The 15494-nt window shown below is 74.8% G+C and carries 12 protein-coding genes, 1 tRNA gene, 3 pseudogenes and 1 riboswitch; of the genes and pseudogenes, 3 read left to right on the forward strand and 13 right to left on the reverse strand.

Annotation, left to right across the window (positions count from 1 at the left end; genetic code table 11):
* From DRB89_RS43510 to DRB89_RS41440, 3 genes and pseudogenes are all read left to right on the forward strand, one after another.
* A pseudogene (locus DRB89_RS43510) lies at positions 1-443 on the forward strand (hypothetical protein); the annotation flags it as partial.
* Positions 444-554: 111 nt separating this feature from the next.
* Entirely contained in the window at positions 555-1217 is a 663-nt protein-coding gene (locus DRB89_RS41435; RefSeq protein WP_112452987.1) for an NAD(P)H-binding protein, read from the forward strand.
* A 173-nt stretch (positions 1218-1390) separates the two neighbouring features.
* Positions 1391-2452 (forward strand): annotated as a pseudogene (locus DRB89_RS41440) (RNA ligase family protein); the annotation flags it as partial.
* Between the two features lie 8 nt (positions 2453-2460).
* On the opposite strand, the gene cobT reads toward DRB89_RS41440, so the two are convergent.
* The 13 genes and pseudogenes from cobT to DRB89_RS41505 form a co-directional block, all read right to left on the reverse strand.
* Positions 2461-5058, reverse strand: a complete 2598-nt coding sequence (cobT, locus tag DRB89_RS41445) for a nicotinate-nucleotide--dimethylbenzimidazole phosphoribosyltransferase (protein WP_239516670.1) — start codon at positions 5056-5058, stop codon at positions 2461-2463.
* 44 nt (positions 5059-5102) lie between these two features.
* Positions 5103-5235: riboswitch (cobalamin riboswitch) on the reverse strand.
* A gap of 37 nt (positions 5236-5272) precedes the next feature.
* The gene (locus DRB89_RS41450; RefSeq protein WP_112452576.1) at positions 5273-5641 is read right to left on the reverse strand and encodes a hypothetical protein; all 369 of its coding nucleotides are present in this window, start codon (positions 5639-5641) and stop codon (positions 5273-5275) included.
* 3 nt (positions 5642-5644) lie between these two features.
* On the reverse strand, positions 5645-6295 hold the full coding sequence (locus DRB89_RS41455) for a DUF6313 family protein (protein WP_239516672.1): 651 nt from the start codon (positions 6293-6295) through the stop codon (positions 5645-5647).
* A 182-nt stretch (positions 6296-6477) separates the two neighbouring features.
* Positions 6478-6551 (reverse strand) — tRNA-Trp (locus DRB89_RS41460).
* Between the two features lie 42 nt (positions 6552-6593).
* The gene (locus DRB89_RS41465) at positions 6594-7340 is read right to left on the reverse strand and encodes an ankyrin repeat domain-containing protein (protein ID WP_112452577.1); all 747 of its coding nucleotides are present in this window, start codon (positions 7338-7340) and stop codon (positions 6594-6596) included.
* 648 nt (positions 7341-7988) lie between these two features.
* Positions 7989-8249, reverse strand: a complete 261-nt coding sequence (locus DRB89_RS41470; protein WP_112452546.1) for a hypothetical protein — start codon at positions 8247-8249, stop codon at positions 7989-7991.
* Between the two features lie 100 nt (positions 8250-8349).
* Positions 8350-9384: a LacI family DNA-binding transcriptional regulator gene (locus tag DRB89_RS41475; RefSeq protein ID WP_239516673.1), complete on the reverse strand. Its 1035-nt coding sequence runs from the start codon at positions 9382-9384 to the stop codon at positions 8350-8352.
* A pseudogene (locus DRB89_RS41480) lies at positions 9381-9923 on the reverse strand (DUF3459 domain-containing protein); the annotation flags it as partial. The gene DRB89_RS41475 and the pseudogene DRB89_RS41480, both read right to left, overlap by 4 nt.
* 40 nt (positions 9924-9963) lie before the next feature.
* Positions 9964-11010: a serine/threonine-protein kinase gene (locus DRB89_RS41485; protein ID WP_112452983.1), complete on the reverse strand. Its 1047-nt coding sequence runs from the start codon at positions 11008-11010 to the stop codon at positions 9964-9966.
* 162 nt (positions 11011-11172) lie between these two features.
* A complete protein-coding gene (locus tag DRB89_RS43515; protein WP_162688953.1) occupies positions 11173-11769 on the reverse strand; it encodes a hypothetical protein in 597 nt (198 codons plus the stop codon).
* A 126-nt stretch (positions 11770-11895) separates the two neighbouring features.
* A complete protein-coding gene (locus DRB89_RS41495) occupies positions 11896-12372 on the reverse strand; it encodes a hypothetical protein (RefSeq protein WP_112452981.1) in 477 nt (158 codons plus the stop codon).
* A 52-nt stretch (positions 12373-12424) separates the two neighbouring features.
* Positions 12425-13582: an ADP-ribosylglycohydrolase family protein gene (locus tag DRB89_RS41500; protein WP_112463769.1), complete on the reverse strand. Its 1158-nt coding sequence runs from the start codon at positions 13580-13582 to the stop codon at positions 12425-12427.
* Complete coding sequence (locus DRB89_RS41505) at positions 13579-14739, reverse strand: ADP-ribosylglycohydrolase family protein (protein ID WP_112463770.1); 1161 nt, start codon at positions 14737-14739, stop codon at positions 13579-13581. Before DRB89_RS41505 ends, DRB89_RS41500 begins: the two co-directional genes overlap by 4 nt.
* Positions 14740-15494: the final 755 nt, after the last annotated feature.

The following is a 15494-nucleotide window of genomic DNA, read 5'->3' on the forward strand; positions in this document are numbered from 1 at the left end:
AGGAGATGTGTATAGGGGACAGCCTCGTGGTCCGGGGCCGGGTCCCGGCGGGCGTGCGGGGGGGCCGGGACCCGGCCCCGGACCACGAGGCCCGGCCGTTGGGCCCGCTCCCGGGGTTCCCCGCGTCGGCCCCCTCGCCCGATGCCGGAGCCGGTGCCGACACCGCTGCCGACACCGCTGCCGGCGCCGTCGCTCCGGCGGCCGACCCGCGGCCCGCGCCGGCCGCCCGCGAGCGGAGCAGGGCGAAGCCGGTCTCGCCCGGGCTCCGGCCGGAGCGGCCCCGGCGGGCCAGGACGGGGCGGCCCGCGCCGGCCCCGGCACCCGCCCCCGCCGCGAAGGCCCGCGGGTCCCGGCCGGCGCCGAACCGTACGTACGACATGGCACCGCTGTGCGCGGCGGCGCGGGGGACGGTGGACCCGGCCATCGTGGCGCTGTGCCGCTGACCGCGTTGCGCTGACCGCGTGGCGCTGCGGGGCGCGGGAGGCGGGATTCGCTTGGATGGGCCCGGCGGGCCCCGGCCGGGGTCCCCACAGCCTCCACCCCCAGGAGTCGCCATGGCGAAGATCGCCCTCTTCGGCGCGACCGGCACCATCGGATCCCGCGTGCTGCGCGAAGCAGCCGGGCGCGGGCACCAGGTCACCGCCGTCGTCCGTGATCCCGCACGCCTCTCGGAGGCCGACGCGGGCGCCGCGACCGCGGTCGTCCAAGGCAACGTCCTCGACCCCGCGTCCGTGAGCCGGGCGGCGGCCGGGCAGGACGTGGTGGTGAGCGCCTACGGGCCCGGCCCCGGGGATCCCGGCACGCTCGTGAGCGCCGCCAAGTCGCTGGTCGGCGGCGTCCAGGCGCTCGGCGCGGACGGGCCCGGGCCGCGCGTCGTCACCGTCGGCGGCGCGGGCTCCCTGCGCACCCCCGGCGGACCGCTGGTCTGGGACCAGGCCGGGATCCCGGAGCCGGTCCTCGCCGTGATGCACGCCCACGGGGACGCCCTCGACTTCCTGCTGACCGTGCCGGCGGACGAGGTGCGCTGGACCTGCCTGAGCCCGGCCGCCCGGATCGAGCCGGGCGAGCGGACGGGAACGTACCGGCTGGGGAGCGACGACCTCGTCGTGGACGACGACGGCCACAGCCTGATCTCCACGGAGGACTACGCCGTCGCCCTCGTCGACGAGATCGAGCGCGACGCGCACCCGGGCAAGCGGTTCACGATCGGCTACTGAGCCGGGCCCGCGCCGACGCGCAGTGCGCCGGCGCGCGGGTGCGTCGGCACACTGCCGCCGGGTACGGAAGAGAGGTGCCGGACGGGCGGGGGGGGCTCCCGATATTCGCTGGTCCGGCCGCTTTCGGCCTCCGTACAGTGACGGAACCCACCGTCGTCGAGCAGGAGCGGACCATGCGCACGCACTACCCCCGGACCCCGCATCTGCCGTGGTCCCCGGGCGCGAGCTCCGACGACGTGCGGACCACCCGGCTCGACTCCCTGGCCGGCCGGGAGGTCGTGGTCACGGAGAAGCTCGACGGGGAGAACACCACCCTGTACTCCAACGGCCTGCACGCGCGCTCGCTCGACTCGGGCCACCATCCCTCGCGAGCCTGGGTGAAGGGCCTGCAGAGCCGGATCGGGGCGCGGATACCGGCCGGCCGGCGGGTCTGCGGGGAGAACGTGTACGCCCGCCATTCGCTCGCGTACGAGCAACTCGACTCGTGGTTCTACGGGTTCTCCGTGTGGGACGGCGACCACTGCCTGGACTGGGACCGGACGGCGGGCTTCCTGCGCGAACTCGGCGTGCCGGGGCCCCGCGTGCTCTGGCGGGGCGTCTTCGACGAGCGCGCGCTGCGCAGACTGCGGATCGACACGGCACGCCAGGAGGGCTACGTCGTGCGCACCGCGGCGGGCTTCGACCGCTCCGACTTCGGGCGCTGCGTGGCCAAGTGGGTGCGGGGTGGTCACGTGGCCACGGACACGCACTGGATGTACGCGGCGGTGGTGCCGAACGGACTCGGTCCGCAGGCCGCGCTGTGGGACGTCCGGTCGGGCGCGGAGCCCGACGGTGCGGGGCTGCTCGGCGCCCTGGGCTTCGACGCGGCCGCGCACGCGCCCGCGCTCGCGCTCGCGCCCGCTCCGGATGCGGATGCGGATGCGGATGCGGATGCGGATGCGGTCGGGGGCATCGTCGCCGAAGTCGCCGACCGGATCGACGGGTTGGCGGAGCGCAGGTCCGGGGAGGCGCGGCTGGCGGGGGTGCTCGCGGGCGCACTGCACGGCGTACCTCGGGCCCGGCTCGGCGCGCGGCTCGCGGAGGGACCGCTCGGGATGGCGACGGCGCGGCGGGTCGCGGACCTGGTCGGGCTGTATCCGGCCCTGCGCAGGCCCTTCCCCCACCCGGACGCGGAACGGCGGGCCGGACTGGCCAGGATGGCGCAGGCGGCCGATCTGGGGGTGCTGCACGCGGTCGGGCCCGGTTACTTCTCGGTCACGCCTGCCGAGTCGAAGGTCGCCACCTCGTGCATCGCGCGGGCCGCGCTCTGGACCAGCGGGAGGGCCAGCAGGCCGCCCGTGCCCTCGCCGAGGCGGAGGTCCAGGTCGACCAGGGGGCGCAGGCCGAGCTTGTTCAGGGCCGCGACGTGGCCCGGCTCGGCGCTGCGGTGGCCCGCGATGCAGGCGGAGAGGGACTCCGGGGCGATGGCGCGGGCCACCAGGGCGGCCGCGCCGGCGCTCACGCCGTCCAGGATGACCGGCGTGCGCAGGGAGGCGCCGCCGAGCAGGAGGCCGACGATCGCCGCGTGCTCCAGGCCGCCGATGGCCGCCAGCACGCCGATCGGGTCCGCCGGGTCCGGCTGGTGGAGCTCGAGGGCGCGGCGGACCACCTCGACCTTGCGGGCGTGCGTCTCGTCGTTGATGCCGGTGCCGCGGCCGGTCACCTCCGCCGGGTCCACACCGGTGAAGACCGAGATCAGGGCCGCGGACACCGTGGTGTTCGCGATGCCCATCTCGCCCGTCAGCAGCGCCTTGTTGCCCGCGGCGACGAGGTCGCGGGCCGTCTCGATGCCGACCTCGATGGCGGCGACCGCTTCCTCGCGGGTCATCGCCGGGCCGACGGAGAGGTCGGCCGTGCCCGGGCGGACCTTGCGCGGGAGCAGCCCCGGCGTGGCCGGGAGGTCCCCGGCGACGCCGACGTCGATCACGCAGACCTCGGCGCCCACCTGGTTGGCGAACGCGTTGCAGACCGCGCCGCCGCCGAGGAAGTTGGCGACCATCTGCATGGTGACCTCCTGGGGCCACGGGGTGACGCCCTGGGCGTGCACGCCGTGGTCGCCCGCGAAGATCGCGACGGCGGCCGGCTCCGGGATCGGCGGCGGGCAGACCCGGGACAGGCCGGCCAGCTGCGCCGAGATGATCTCGAGCATGCCGAGCGCGCCCGCCGGCTTCGTCATGCGCTTCTGCCGCTCCCAGGCCTCGCCGAGGGCCTTCGCGTCGAGCGGGCGGATGCCGGCGACGGTCTCCGAGAGCAGGTCGTGCGGCTCCTCGCCGGGCAGCGCGCGGCGCCCGTACGTCTCCTCGTGCACGACCCAGGACAGGGGGCGGCGCTGGGACCAGCCGGCCTGGGCGAGCTCGGGCTCGTCGGGGAACTCGTCCACGTACCCGACGCACAGGTACGCCACGACCTCCAGGTGCTCCGGCAGGCCGAGCGCGCGGACCATCTCGCGCTCGTCGAAGAAGCTGACCCAGCCGACGCCCAGGCCCTCGGCGCGCGCGGCGAGCCAAAGGTTCTCGACGGCGAGGGCCGAGGAGTACGGGGCCATCTGCGGCTGGGTGTGGCGGCCGAGGGTGTGGCGGCCGCCCCGGGTGGGGTCGGCGGTGACGACGATGTTCACCGGGGTGTCGAGGATGGCCTCGATCTTGAGTTCCTTGAACTGCTTGGCCCGGCCCTTGGGCAGCGACTTCGCGTAGGCCTCGCGCTGGAGCTCGGCGAGCTCGTGCATCGTGCGGCGGGTCTCGGCCGACTTGATGACGACGAAGTCCCACGGCTGGGAGTGGCCGACGCTGGGCGCGGTGTGGGCCGCCTCCAGCACGCGGAGCAGCACCTCGTGCGGGATCGGGTCGCTGCGGAAGCCCTTGCGGATGTCACGGCGTTCGCGCATGACGCGCAGCACGGCCTCGCGTTCGGCGTCGGCGTACGCGGGCGCGGGCTCGGTGGCCCCGGCCTCCGGGGCGGTCTCCGGCTCCGGCTCCGGCGCCGGTTCGCCTTCGGGCTCGGATGCGGGGCCGGTGCCGGCTTCCGCCTCGGCGGTGGGCTCGGCAGCGGGCTCGGCAGCGGGCTCGAAGGCGGTCTCGGGCTCCAGCGGTACCTCGGCCGGCGCGGCCGCGACGGCCTCGGGCTCCGGCGTCGGCTCGGCGGCCTGAACCACCGTTTCTGCGGGCTGCGGCTCGGGCTCCGCGGCCTGCTCCACGACCGGCTCGGGCTCCGGAGCGGGCTCGGGGGCCGGTACGACGACGGCCTCGGGGACCGCGGCGACGGGCTCGGCCTCGGCCTCGGGCTCCGCGGCGGCCTCGGCTTCGGCTTCGACCGGCCCGGAGCCCGTGAAGGCGACGGCGGCGGGGGCCGGCTCGGGCGCGGGCTCGGCCACGGGCTCGGGGGCCGCGAAGACCACGACGGGCTGGGGCTCGGACGGGGACTCGGGCTGCGGCTCGGGCTGGGCCTCCGCGGCGACGACGGCCGCCACGGGCTCAGGCACGGGCGCCGGCTCGGGGGCCGCCGCGGCCTGCGGAGCCTGCTCCACCGTCCACGGGGCCCCGGTCTGCACCGGGATCTCGGCCTGCGGCAGGTCCAGGTACTCGGGTCCCGCGGTCGGCGGACCGGCCTGGAGCACCGGGCCGGGCGTCACGGGGGTGCTCAGCAGGGAGACGAGCGGCTCCACGGCGGGCACGGCGGGCGCGACGGGGGAAATCGCCCGGCTGCCGGCGTCCGGCGTACCGGCGACGTCCCCGCACGCGGCGAGGGTGATCAGGAGCGGGACGGGTACGAGTGCGCGCAGCAGGGCGCGGGGGTACGACGGCACGGCGAGGCCTCTCCGGGGGATCCGCGTCCCCTGGTCGAACGGTCGAATCGAAGAGGCGGTGCGTCAGTGTCTGACTCCCGGCGCCCGCGGGGCTCCGGTCACAGTGGCGGGACCGCACCGGATTCGCACCGGTTTCCTGTCCTGCACCGCCTGGATAACTCGGACGATTCTGCCAGACGGGTGACCCCGGCCGACGCCCGCACCCGAATCGGCCCTACGGCGCGGGCCGTCGCGAGCCGTCGGGGTTGTGCGGTGTCGTCGGATCGTCCGGGGGCCTGGGCAGGAAGGCGAGGGCGCCCATGCCCTCCGTGCGGGACCAGGTCCGGTACTCCGCCGCGGTCTCGACTCCGTGAACGAACCGCTCCGGTTCGGCGGGGTCGAAGTCCTGGTGGACCACTCCGGCCACCTCCAGGATGTCCAGCAGCATCCGGGCCGTCAGCGGGGCGTTGAGCTGCTCGGCGACGCCCTCGGCCCCCCACCGGATGATGGTCTCCGCGGCCCGGGCGACGCCCTCCGCCGTGGCCGTGGGAAGGGCCAGCGCGAGCGAGGCCCGCACGATCTCGACCGCGTCCTCGGAGCGCACGGATCACCGCCTCCTTTCGCACACGATGCAGAGGCCCGCGCGAGCGGTGAAGCCCAGGGCCAGTTTGCCCGTGTTCTGCGCCTGCCGCAGGCACTCGTGCCGGTCGAGATGAGCGTACTGCTGGGTCGACATCGTGTCCCTGACGAAGACCTCCCAGTGGTCCTGGGCCTTCACCCAGTCGTTGCGGTGCGCCACCCGGACCCAGGTGTCGACGAAGTCCTGCCGTGCGTGGGTTCCGTGGAAGTACGGCCCCAGATCGTCTATGAGGCCGGGGAGGCGGACCCGCTGACGCAGCGTTCGCCGCTGGAAGAGGGTGTTGGTGGAGATCGACTTCACGCGGCTTATGCGTTCGGCGATGACATGGCCGGCGAACCCACCGATGATGGCCGGGACCAGGAGCCAGCCGACCAGCGAGGCCAGCCACAGGAGCACGTGCTTCGGGGCGTCGATCAGGGTGAACACCCGGTACACGCTGCTGGGGCTGCCCGCCCGCGCCGCGAAGACGTACAGGAGCACCAGGCACACGGCCATGGGCAGTCCCCAGTCCACTATCCACTGGGTGACCCCCTTCAGGGCCTTCCGCGAGCGCCACAGGCGCAGCCAGCGCCGCAGGAGGCGCCGGCGATCGGGCGGCAGATCGAGATGGCCTGGCACAGGGATGGGTCCGCCGAGCAACTGTTCCCCCCGGATCTCCGTCACGCCTGAGCGCGATCAACTCCCGTCATATACCGGGAATCCCCGCCGCGTACAAGACCGCACACCGAGCCCCGGAAACGCCTGTGGCCCGGGCTCGACGACTTGGTCGTCGAGCCCGGGCCACAGGACTTCTCGCGTTGCAGGGGTGGCAGGAGTCGAACCTGCGACATCTGGTTTTGGAGACCAGCGCTCTGACCAGCTGAGCTACACCCCTTCGGTGGGTCCAACCATGCCATGGCGTCCGCCTGAGATCCAATCAATTCGGTGGTCGACGGCCGAGAATTTCGTCGCGGGATCGGGCGCCGCAGGAGCGGAGCCAGTCGATGAGCGCGATGTCCTCGCCGGTCAGGGCAGCGTCGAGGGGGGTAAGGGAGCCGTGGCCGATCCAGTTGATGTCCGCTCCTCGAGACAGCAGGTATCGGGCCGTGGACAGTCGGCCCCCGTGGCACGCGCCCCAGAGGGCTTCGGTGACCTCCTCGGGATCCGCCCCCGCGGCGACGAACTCCCTTACAGGGCCGAGCAGTCCGAGGGCGGCCGCGTCCCACAGGGTGGGGCGGGCCCCAAGGTCCAGGAGGCGGCGCGCCGCGCGCCACTGGCCGAAGCCGGTCGCGTCGGCCAGCGGAGTGCCGCCGCCGAGCACCGCGCCCGGGGCTTCGATGTCGGCGCCCGCCTCGACGAGGGCGTCGAGCGCGGGGACGTCGTCGTTGCTCGCGGCCCAGTGCAGCGGGGTCTCCTCGTGCGAGCCGCCGAACCGGGCCCCCGGGTCGGCGCCGGCCGCGACGAGGGTACGGATCACCTCCGCGGTCCGGGGGCGGTGCCCGGGCCAGTCCACGGCGATGTGCAGCAGGCTGCGCTCGCCCGCCGCCTCGCCGTGCCGCACGATCCGGGCCCCGGCGAGCCCGGGGTGCGCGGCCAGCAGCCGCCCGAGTCCGTCGAGGTCGCCGGCCCGGATCGCCGACGTGACGGCGACGGCGAGCGGGTCCTGTGCCGGGAGGGAGAGCATGCGGCCAGCCTACGAGGCGACGAGCGGCGGGCGGGGGACGAGGGGCGAGGGACGAGGGGCTGGGCCGTGCGACGAGCAGGCAGTACCGGGCAGGCCCGGGCGGCCCCCAACCCAACGGCCCCGCGTCACAGTTCGATTCGGCGTTTCCACCAGGGGAGGTCGGGGGGAGCGAAGGGGTTGTGGGCCGTGCGTCGGAGGATCTGGGCGTCCACGGGAGCGAGGAGCGCGTGCAGTTCGCGTCGCGCTCTTTTGGGGAGGGCGTGGAGCACTATCTCCAGCAGCGTGCGGACGTTGTAGTAGCCGCACTCGAGGTTTCCCTGGTCGTATCCGTAGAACGGGGCGAGATCCCGCCTCGGCCTACGGGCAAGGGAACTCCATCGGTGGAACGCGTGCGCGACCTCGCCGACCGGGAGACCTCGACTGCGCTCGAAGTGTGCAAGCTGCCCGTTCGTCGACGCAGAGATCCCTCGGATCACGGCTGTCCGTCGGTGCGGAGCCTGGTCGGCCCGGCGTGAAAGCCGGAGCCTGATCTCGCCCGGCGATCGGCGAGGCATGGGCACTTCTTCGGGTGGAAGGTGGGAAGTCCCGCGACGTTAGAACATTTGACGTTCGGAATCAAGATCCAGACGATCGAAGGGTTCCGCCTGCTCAGGTCGTCTGACGTCCGGCGACTCGGCCGGTTATTGCCCGCTGGCCGCGGGCCATTGCCCTCAGGATCCTGGCGCCGCTGGACCACGCCTGGAGGGAGTCGGCCCGGCGGCGGCCGACCACGGTGAGGGCGAGGGCGGCGAGGCCCACCGGCAGGGCGAGCGCCGGGCGCGCGGCCCGGGCGCCCCACGCCCGTAAGGCGGGAACGGCGGTGCCGAGGGTGGCCAGGGTGACGGTCGTGGTGGTCTTCTGGGTGGACATCTTGATGCTCCCCGCTGGGTGGGCCTCGGTTACAGGCTCATGTTCCTGCGGGGAGCCGCCACACCGCGTCCCGCTGTGGAGTGGGGTTTGCGCGTTGCTCTCAGGTATCGAGATCACGTCTGGGCGGCGAGTCCCCCGGCCCCTGGCCCGTCGACCCCCGTACCACCAGCTCCGGCTGGAAGACGTACTCCGTGCGCTGCACCGGGGTGCCGGCGACGGCCTCGAGGAGGGCGCCGACCGCGGCCGTGGCCATGGCGCGCACCGGCTGGCGGATCGTCGTCAGCGGCGGGTCCGTGAAGGCGATCAGCGGGGAGTCGTCGAAGCCGACCACCGAGACGTCCTCCGGCACGCGCAGCCCCCGCTCGCGCGCCGCGCGGATCACACCCAGCGCCATGGGGTCGCTGCCGCACACGATGCCCGTGCAGCCGCGGTCCAGCAGGGCTCCGCCCGCCGCGTGGCCGCCCTCCACCGTGAACAGGGTGCGCTGGATCAGCCCCTCGGCCGCCGCCGAGGGGAGCGCGGCAGTGAAGCCCGCCTCCTTGCGGGCCGACGGGACGTAGCGCGTCGGCCCGATGGCCAGGCCGATCCGCCGGTGCCCGAGGTCCTCCAGGTGGCGTACCGCCATGTCCGCCGCCGCGCGGTCGTCCGGGGAGATGAACGGCGCCTGGACCTGCTCGTTGAAGCCGTTGATCATGACGAACGGGACGCCCCGGGCCGCGAGCCGCTGGTAGCGGGACGGGTCGGCGGAGGAGTCGGCGTGCAGGCCCGACAGGAACACGATGCCCGTGACCCCGCGCTCCTCCAACTGCTCCACCAGCTCGTCCTCGGTCGCCCCGCCCGGCGTCTGCGTGCACAGGACCGGCGTGTAGCCGTGCCCCGCCAGCGCCTGCTCGATGACCTGGGCGAACGCCGGGAAGATGGGGTTGGTGAGCTCCGGGATCAGCAGGCCGACCAGGCCGTTGCTGCGCCGGCGCAGCCGTACCGGCCGCTCGTAGCCCAGCAGGTCCATGGCGGCCAGCACCTTGTGACGGGTGCCGGACGCCACGCCCGACTTGCCGTTGAGGACACGGCTGACGGTCGCCTCGCTGACCTCGGCCTGCGCGGCGATGTCCGTCAGCCGGAGCGGTGCGGTCACCCGCGCCACCACACCGCCGTGTCGGGTGCCAGTACGTCCGGGTCGGCGAGGTCCCCGCTCGACAGCAGGGCCGTGCCCGGCGCGGGTATCCGTACCGGCTCGTCCGTCGTGTTCACCGTGCACGTGAAGTCGCCGCGGCGGAAGGCGAGAACGCCCTCCGGGGCCTCCAGCCACTCCACGGCGTCGCCGGCGCCCAGCGCGGGGTGCGAGCGGCGGATCCGCAGCGCGGCGCGGTACAGCTCCAGCGTCGAGTGCGGGTCGCCGGTCTGCGCGGCCACGCTGAGCCCGGCCCAGTCTGCGGGCTGCGGCAGCCAGCTTCCGCCGTCACCGAACCCGTACGGGGCCCGCGTACCCGACCAGGGGATCGGTACGCGGCAGCCGTCGCGCAGCCCGTCCTGTCCCTCGCCCCTGGCGAACGCCGGGTCCTGGCGCACGGAGTCCGGGAGGTCCACCACCTCGGGCAGACCCAGCTCCTCGCCCTGGTACACGTACGCCGACCCGGGCAGCGCCAGCATCAGCAGCGCGGCCGCCCGCGCCCGGGCCCCCCTGCCCCTTGTACCGAGTACCGCCCGGCGTGGCCTACGGCCCGCCGGGCGGAGTCATGAAGACCGGCCGGGCCCAGTCCGGGGGTTCCGGGGGCGGTACGCGCCTCCCCGAGATCCCGGGCGGCCTGCGATCCACCCGCACGGCCGGACCGGCCCGCTGCTCGTCGGCGCCGTTCCCGGCCCCGGCGGCGGCTGTTTCGGTGGCCGTGGCGGCGCGCAGGGCCGCGATGAACTCCCGGCAGGATTCGTAGCGGTCCTCCGGGACCTTGGCCATCGCCTTCGCCACGACCTCGTCGGCCGCCCGCGCGATCCCCGGCCGCCTCTCGGCCAGGGGAGCCGGCCGGTCGTACTGGTGCGCCCACAGCAGCGCCGGAACGTCGTCGCGCTCGAAGGGCGGCCCGCCGGCGAGTGACTCGTAGACGACGCACCCGAGGCTGTAGACGTCGCACCTGCCGTCCACCGGCCTGCCGGCGATCTGTTCCGGCGCCATGTAGTCGAGCGTGCCCACGAACTCGCCCGCGGTGGTGAACCCGGTGAGCGACAGAGCCCTCTTCGTCAGCCCGAAGTCCGTGAGGTACGCGTGCTCGGGGTGGTCGCTGTCGGTGCCGGCGGCGACCAGGATGTTGCCGGGCTTGACGTCCCGGTGCACGAGATCGTGCTCGTGGGCCGCGTCGAGCGCGGACGCCACCTGGGCCGCGATGCGCACGGCGGTCGCCACGGGGAGCAGCCCGTCCCCGTCCAGGAGGGCCCTGAGGTCCGGGCCGTCGACGTAGCGCATGGCGATGTACAGGAGGCCCTCGGTCTCACCGGCTTCGAAGATCGGCACGATGTGCGGGTGGTCGATCCTCGCGGCCACGCGGGACTCGTGGGTGAAGCGGCGGCGGAACACGTCGTCGCGGGCCCGCTCCGGGGCGATCAGCTTGAGCGCGACCGTACGGTCCAGGCGCAGGTCCTTGGCGCAGTAGACGACGGCCATGCCACCGCGGCCGATCAGGCGCTCGATCCGGTAGCCCGCGATCTCCTGGCCGATCAGGCCGGAGGCCCGGCCCGTGTGAAGGCCTCGGTTCGCTGGCGTGCCCATCAGGCGCCTCCCCGCACCCCGGCCGACCGGGCGAGCGCTGCGTGCGGTCGATCGAACCGGCCGCTCTCCGGTACCCGAAAGTCTATCGAGTGATCCATCCGCGTGCCCGGCAAGGGCCCCGCGCACGGTGCGCGGGGCCCTTGGAAAACGTGCCGGCGGGGGTCAGTCCTCACCTCCGTTGCCTCCCCGGCCGCCCTGGCCGCTGGTCTGGCAGCCGATGCCGATGCAGATGCCGCCGTCGCCGCCCGTGCCGCCCTCGCCGCCGTCGCCGCCGGGCCGTGCGGCCCCGCCGTTGCCACCGTTGCCGCCGTTGACGCTGCCGCCGCACACTCCGGCACAGACCCCGCCGCGACCGCCGGCCGTGCCGTTGCCGCCCACGGGGCCGGTCGTGCCGTTGCCGCCGTTGGCGCTTCCGTTGCACTGGCCGACGCAGACGCCGCCCTTGCCGCCGTTGGTGCCGTTGACCGATCCGTCGCACTGGCCGGCGCAGACCCGGTCGCCGACGCGGACGCTTCCGTTGCCGACGTTGACGCTGCCGGCGCCGGCTTTGAGCTTGCCGATCACCTTTCCGGTACCGAGCCGGTTCCCTCCCTGGCCGCCGTCACCGGCGCCGTAGGCGAGGCCGTGCTGCTGGCTCGCGACGACCTGGGTCGCCGTGGTGGCCGGGGCCGCCATGGCGGCGGGCGCCATGGCGCCGGCGCCGATCAGGGTGGTCGAGACGGCGAGACCGATACGAAACTTCCAAGACTGCAGTCGCATGAGATTCTCCCTAGCCGAGAAACTGATTCCGATTCCACCGGTGATTCCGGTTCCGAAAAGACGCGGGCTCCCCGGCCCATTCGGGCCGGGGAGCCCTTCCCCCCCAGCTTTACCGTCCTTGGTTCCTCACTGGGAGAAGGGGGAGTCGCCTCCCATCAGGGCGAACCAGTCACCGTCTTCGTACTGCTGCTTCCAGGTGTCGAGCTGGCTCTCCGAGATCTTGTACTTGTCGGCGATCTTCTCCTTCATCTCGTCCGAGTCGTCGGCCAGCAGGATCATCACGATCTGTACCTTGTCGACCACCGAGAGGTCGGACTTGTCCTTGTCGGGCAGGTCGCTGAAGCGGAGGCATCCGGAGCGGCCGGACTTGCCGGGCTCACCGGGCTCGCCGGGCTTGCCGCCCTTGCCACCTTCTCCGCCCTTGCCGCCCTCGCCGCCCTTGCCGATCCTGAAGCAGGGTTCCGGGTGGTCAGCGACGACCGAGGAGCTGGTGCCGGCCGAGGTGGGGTGCTCCGACGCCTGCGCGGCACACGCCGTACCGGTGAAGAAGGCCAGGGAGACCGCCGCCAGGATGAGCGGACGCTGCCAGGTGGTCGTGAACATTGGATTTTCTCCGTTGCCGAGATCAAAAGGCCCGGGGCCGGGGGAGCGGCCGTCATCGCGGGGCCGTCAGGGCGGCGAAGGCCGACTCGTGGGCCCGGCGGCGCGAGCGGTCCCGGGCGAAGACCTCGCGGGCCACCGCGGCCAGCACCGCCGCCGGGGCGTGCAGGTCGAGGCGGCTGGCCTCGGCGACCTGCTTGGACCAGGCGGCCGGTACCGCCGCCCCGCCGGACAGCGCGCCCGCGATCGCCCCCGCCATGGTGGCGATGGAGTCGCAGTCCCGGCCGTAGTTGACGGCGCCGAGCACGGAGCCCTCGTACGCCCCGTCGGCGATGAGGAGCATGCCCAGCGCGATCGGGAGCTCCTCGATCGCGTGCAGGCGCGAGGGCCGGCGCGCGCCCAGCGACGGCTTGCGGTAGTCCGGGCCGACCGAGTCGAACGGGGCGATCGCCGCCCGCAGCGGCGCCAGGGCCGATTCGAAGTCCCGGTGCCGGGCGGCCTCTTCGACGACCGCGGAGATCGCCGCGTGCGTGCCGTCCTTGGCCAGGGACAGGGCGCTGTCGACGACCGACGCGGCCGTGGCGCCCGGCACGCAGGCCGCCGCCACCGCCGCCGCGAAGACGCCGGCCGCCTCCCGGCCGTACGAGGACTGGTGGGCACCGGTGACGTCCAGCGCCTCCGCGTACGCCCCTTCCGGATGGCCCGCGTTGACCAGGCCGACCGGGGCCATGTACATCGCCGCGCCGCAGTTGACGATGTTGCCGCTGCCCGCCTCGCGCGGGTCCACGTGGCCGTAGTGCAGCCGGGCCACGATCCACTTCTCGGCGAGGAAGATCCGCTGGAGGGGGAGGGCCTCGGCTTCGAGCTCGGGGATCCAGCGGGGGGTCGCCATCAGATCGGGGACCAGGTGCTCGGCGACCGCGTAGGCGTCCAGATGGTCCCGTACGGCCGCGTAGACCCGTACCAGCGCGTGCGTCATGAGGGTGTCGTCGGTGACGTGGCCGTCACCCTTGTGGTACGGGGCGATCGGCCGGGCCGTGCGCCAGTTCTCGTGCCACGGGCCGACGATGCCGCGCACGCGGCCGCCGTGCCGTTCCACGATCTGCTGCGGGGTCCAGCCCTCCACCGGGCCGCCCAGCGCGTCGCCGACCGCGGCTCCGACGAGGGCGCCGGTGATCCTGTCGTCCAGGGTGAGAGTGGGGTCGATCGTCATGTGCGGGTCATTCCTTGGGGGTGCGGCCGTGGCTGGGACTGGGGCTGGGGCTGGGGCTTCGGTGAGGTGAGTTCCGTACGGTCGAGCAGGGCGGCCAGTTCGACGAGGTCGGTGCCCGCCAGGCGGGGGAGGGCGCAGCCGGAGAGGGTGCGGCAGGCCTCGCGCCAGGCGGCGGGCAGCGAGTCGCCGCCGCCGAGCGCCCCGGTGAGGGCGCCGGCGAGGGCGGGGGCGGAGTCCGCGACGCGCGAGAGGCAGGCGGCGGCCGGGACCGCCTCGCCGACCCGTCCGCGGGCGGCGGTGGCGAGGGCGAGGGCCACGGGGACGGTCTCCGCGGCGGCGATCCCGTAGCTGTAGACGTGGTCGACGATCTGGTGCTCCAGGAGCGGGACGATGGCGAAGGCGCCGCCGTTCGGCTCCGCGCGGGCGAGCTGGACGGCGTGCCGGGCGTTGCGCCCGATCTCGGTGGCCTCCGGGAGCTGTTCGAGGGCGGCGTCGACGGCGGCGTCCGTACCCGCGCCGGCGAGTGCGGTGGCGATGGCGGCGGCCATGGCGCGGGCGCCGTGGACCCCGTCGCCGTCCTGGGTGTAGCGGGCGTCGAACTCGGCGAGGTCGGCCGCGGCGAGGGGGTCCCCGGGGTGGACGACGGCGAGCACGCAGGCGCGGATGCAGGCGGCGTCGTCGAAGTAGTGCGGGTTGTCGTGGCCGGTGGCGGGCGGGCGCAGGCCGGCGGCGAGGTTGCCGAGGCCGGCCCGGACGGAGATCCGGGCGCGCAGGGGGAGGACGGCGGACTCGACCTCGGGCGCGCGTTCGGCCGCCCTGGCCACTTCGCTGGCCAGGGCGTTCCAGGCCAGGTCGATGGCGGCGCGCATCCTGCGGGACCGGGAGAGGTCGCTGAGCAGGACCCCGGCGGCGCTGAGGACGGACTCGGCGGCGAACGCGGCCCATTCGGCGTCGTCGGAGGGGCCGAGGCGCAGCGGCTCCGGGGGCTGGTTGAGGGCGATGGGGACGGGGAGGGTGGTGGTGGCGTTCTGCTCGGCGAAGGTGTCGAGCTCGCGGGTGAGCCGGCGGGTCCACTCGGGCATCCGGCTGGCGCGGTGCCGGGCGGCGGGCCAGCCGGCGGCGTCGCCCGCGGCGAGGCCGAGGAGCAGCCCCTCGATCCGGCGGAGCCCTGCGGGGGGCCGGCCGGGCTGCGGTCCGGGGCCGGGCCCGACGGCGCTCGCGGGACCGAGGCCGGGTCCGGTCGCGGGCCCGGAGGCGTCGGCCGCCGGGCCGGCGGTACGGAGCTGCGGTGGGGCTGACCGGGGCGAAGGAGCCGGGGACCGGGGGAGCGGGAGCGGCCGAGGACTGCGCCGGGACCTGCGCCGCGGGCTCCGCCGGGACCTGCGCCGGGACCTGCGCGGGGGCCTGCGCCGCGGGCTCCGCCGCGACCTGTGCCGGGACCTGCGCGGGGGCCTGTGCCGCGGGCTCCGCCGGGACCTGCGCCGGGGCGTCCGCCGCGGGCTCTGCCGCGACCTGTGCCGGGACCTGCGCGGGGGCCTGTGCCGCGGGCTCCGCCGGGACCTGCGCCGGGGCGTCCGCCGCGGGCTCTGCCGCGACCTGTGCCGGGATCTCCGCGGCGGGCTCCGCCTCGGCCTGTGCCGGGGTCTGTGCCGGGGCCGCGTCGGCCGGGGGCTTCTCGAGCGACAGGGGCTGCGAAGGCGCCGGTATGGAGGCCGCTTCGGGTATGGGGGTGCCCGCGGGCTCCGTCGGCGGGCCGGACGGAGTGCTGGGCGGGTTCGGCGGGGTGCTCATACCGGCGGGGAATCCTTCAGGTCGCAATCGGCGCGTGACGATCACCAGCCTTTCATGGACCGCGCCCTGCGCGCCGGGCATTTCGGGCCCGGGCGGCACGGCCCCGGACATCCCCGGCCCG

The sequence above is a fragment of the Streptomyces sp. ICC4 genome (assembly GCF_003287915.1).
GTDB classification, from domain to species: domain Bacteria; phylum Actinomycetota; class Actinomycetes; order Streptomycetales; family Streptomycetaceae; genus Streptomyces; species Streptomyces tritrimontium.

Coding starts and splice junctions, on each gene's coding strand:
- DRB89_RS41495 (WP_112452981.1), bottom strand. CDS start 12,372: ATGTTCACGACCACCTGGCAGCGTCCGCTCATCCTGGCGGCGGTCTCC.
- DRB89_RS41500 (WP_112463769.1), bottom strand. CDS start 13,582: ATGACGATCGACCCCACTCTCACCCTGGACGACAGGATCACCGGCGCC.
- DRB89_RS41485 (WP_112452983.1), bottom strand. CDS start 11,010: ATGGGCACGCCAGCGAACCGAGGCCTTCACACGGGCCGGGCCTCCGGC.
- DRB89_RS41435 (WP_112452987.1), top strand. CDS start 555: ATGGCGAAGATCGCCCTCTTCGGCGCGACCGGCACCATCGGATCCCGC.
- DRB89_RS41470 (WP_112452546.1), bottom strand. CDS start 8,249: ATGTCCACCCAGAAGACCACCACGACCGTCACCCTGGCCACCCTCGGC.
- DRB89_RS41465 (WP_112452577.1), bottom strand. CDS start 7,340: ATGCTCTCCCTCCCGGCACAGGACCCGCTCGCCGTCGCCGTCACGTCG.
- DRB89_RS43515 (WP_162688953.1), bottom strand. CDS start 11,769: ATGCGACTGCAGTCTTGGAAGTTTCGTATCGGTCTCGCCGTCTCGACC.